The following is a 2888-nucleotide window of genomic DNA, read 5'->3' as shown; positions in this document are numbered from 1 at the left end:
TAGTTTTGTACGATTCCTAGTCACTATAAATAACATAGGTTTAACTTAGGTGAAGATCAATAAAAAGATAAAAAATAGGAGGAATATTTATGGCTGTTTATAGACATATTCATATAGATTATTGGCAAGATGGGTTTGTTTTGGATTTAACACCGGAGGAGAAGTATTTTTATATTTACCTTATGACTAATAGTAAAACTACTCAGTGTGGTATTTATGAGCTTCCAAAAAGGATAATTGAAACTGAAACAGGGTACAACAGAGAGACTGTAGAAAAGCTTCTTGCTAGGTTTGAGGAGTATGGAAAAATTGTTTATAGTGAAGATAGTAAGGAGATTTTTATTAAAAATTGGTTAAAGCATAATAAGGTAGTAAGTCCAAAGGTTAAAAAATGTGTGGAAAAAGAACTTTCTAATGTTAAGAGTATGGAACTTATAAATTTATTCTTAAAAGAGTGTTATAGGTATGGATACACATTAGATTCTTTAAATATAAATACAACTACCCCTATGGATACCCATACTACAGATGAAAGTATCCCTATGGATAGTGTATCTATACCCATAGCTAAAGTAGAAAATAAGTTAGAGCATGGGTATGGGGAAAAAGAAAAACAAAAACAAAAAGAAAAAGAAAAACAAAAAGAAGAAGAAAAAGAGGTGCCCACTTTGATATTATATAAAACTAATAAATTTGAAAAAATAAGAAACTTGTATGAAAGTAAAATAGGAGCTATAGAGGGTAATATAGGTGAGTGGTTATTTGAAGTTTGTGAAACTGTAGAAACTGGATTATTTGAAAGAGCTTTAGAAATAGCTGTAGAAAGAAATAAAAAAGTGCCTGCTTATATAAAAGGCATACTTAAAAAATGGGATGAAAATGGAATAACTACCTTAGAAGACTTAAAGAAGTTTGAGATAGAGAGAAAGTTAAGAGGAGATAGGGATAATGGAAACTGTGAAAACTATAGAAAACCTAAATATGCCAGAGAGTATGAAGACGAGAATGATGACTTTATATACAGAGCTCCAAGCCAAGAGCAACTTGAAGAAATCAGAAGAATTATTAGAGGAGAAGACAGCTAAAGAGGAGTATCGATGTGCTAAATGTAGTGATATGACTTTTGTTATAGTTGGTAATGAAGCTATTCCTTGTGAGTGTAGGGAAGTTAGGTTGGCTGAGGAGATTTTATTAAAAAGCGGGATTAGTGAGGAGTTTAGGAAGAAGAGGTTTGATAATTTTAATTACGGCAGGGATAAGCAGATTTCTAATGCTTATAAAGAAGCTTATTTGTATGGGAAGAACTTTAAAGCTATTGAGAAAGAAAGGTGTAACTCTATAATGTTTATGGGGCAAGTTGGGTCTGGAAAGACCCATCTTTCTCTAGCTATTGCCAATGAGCTTATGGATAATGGTGTTGGAGTAGTTTATATGAGTTACAGGGAAGTTATTACTAGGTTAAAGCAAAATATTATGGACGAGGTTTATTATCACAGGGTTATGGGAAGGTACAAGGGTGCTAGGGTTTTGGTGATTGATGATTTGTTTAAGGGTAAGGTTACGGAGAGTGATATTAATATAGTTTTTGAACTTTTGAATTTTAGGTATTTTAACAGGTTGCCTGTGATTGTTAGTTGTGAGATTGGTGTTGATGGGGTTATTAAGATTGATGAAGCTATTGGTAGTAGGCTTTATGAGATGTGTAGGTATGTTGAGGTTAAGGGAAAGAGGTTGAATTATAGAATGTATGTATAAGATTGGTATTCTAATATTTAGACAAGGTATCATTAATTACACATCAAAAAGCTATAGGTCTTTAAATAACCTATAGCTTTAGTATTAAAATTAAACATATGCATAAGAAGGCTTAGAATCGAAGTTTTTGAATGATCCCATTACAACTCCATGAATAGTAACATTTTCAGGGTTAGCTAAAATATACTCCTCACTATCTTTATCACAAGTAAGCTTAATTGTATTACCCTCATTAAAATACTTCTTAATAGTAGAATATTCACCATTAACAACAGCTAAAACTAAATCATTATTGAAAAAATTTCTTGAAGTATCAACAAAAACATAATCATCAGTAGATATGTTAGCCCAATCTATACTTTGGCCCTTATATTTGAAGATAGAAATATAAGGATTACTGACTAATACAGGATGAAAAAATCCGTTTAAATCATCAGTTTTAACACCAGGTAGAGTTGTTGTATTTGCCATAGCAGTATCTACATATTCTTCCAAATTTGAATTAATACAACGTGGAACTCTTAAAATAGCTAAAGCTCTAGGTTGTGTAGGATTCTTTTTTATATAACCTTTAATTTCAAGTGATTTTAGGTGAGTATGAACTGTAGATGGAGATTTTAAACCGATACCATCACAGATTTCCCTTACGCTAGGTGGAAAACCATTTAACTCAATTTGTTCCTTTACAAAATTTAATACCCTTAATTGACTTTTACTTAATCTCATTTCCATAATTGCCCCCATTAGTATGTATTAGATAGATATATAAGTATTGTAACAGACTTTAAAAGAAAAATAAACAGATGTTCGTAAATAAAATAAAAAAATAGTTGTGTTATATCAATGGGTATGGAGTTAAATGTGTATAAATAGAGGAGTATACGTATAAAAGTAAACTTATGTTCTTGTACCAGGTTCTAAAAATATTTATTATAAAATTAAGTGTGAGGTGGGTTTATGTTAGAGTTTTTAACAGAAGATGATTTACCTGATAGTGTTAGAGATATTGTTGAGGTTATTGGTATTGATAGTTTTAAAGACTTGGTAAAGCTAGCTGGGGGGAGTACTTTGTACATTCCAAATGAGGGCAACCTTATTAAACCAATTAGGAATAGAAAGATTAGGGAAGAATT

3 protein-coding genes are annotated in these 2888 nt (G+C 31.0%); 2 read left to right on the top strand and 1 reads right to left on the bottom strand.

The window, feature by feature from the left end; all coding sequences use genetic code 11:
• Nucleotides 1–89: 89 nt before the first annotated feature.
• Both ACRC03_RS17865 and ACRC03_RS17860 read left to right on the top strand, forming a co-directional pair.
• Complete coding sequence (locus ACRC03_RS17865; protein WP_438653959.1) at nucleotides 90–1085, top strand: DnaD domain protein; 996 nt, start codon at nucleotides 90–92, stop codon at nucleotides 1083–1085.
• A complete protein-coding gene (locus ACRC03_RS17860) occupies nucleotides 1045–1755 on the top strand; it encodes an ATP-binding protein (protein WP_438653958.1) in 711 nt (236 codons plus the stop codon). Before ACRC03_RS17865 ends, ACRC03_RS17860 begins: the two co-directional genes overlap by 41 nt.
• A gap of 90 nt (nucleotides 1756–1845) precedes the next feature.
• On the opposite strand, the gene lexA is transcribed toward ACRC03_RS17860, so the two are convergent.
• Entirely contained in the window at nucleotides 1846–2487 is a 642-nt protein-coding gene (gene lexA, locus ACRC03_RS17855) for a transcriptional repressor LexA (RefSeq protein WP_438653957.1), read from the bottom strand.
• Between the last annotated feature and the right edge of the window lie 401 nt (nucleotides 2488–2888).

Source organism: Romboutsia sp. (assembly GCF_051659545.1).
GTDB lineage: Bacteria > Bacillota > Clostridia > Peptostreptococcales > Peptostreptococcaceae > JBOFOR01.
The sequence above is the reverse complement of the archived record's forward strand: the minus strand, read 5'-3'. Positions and strand labels throughout refer to the sequence as shown.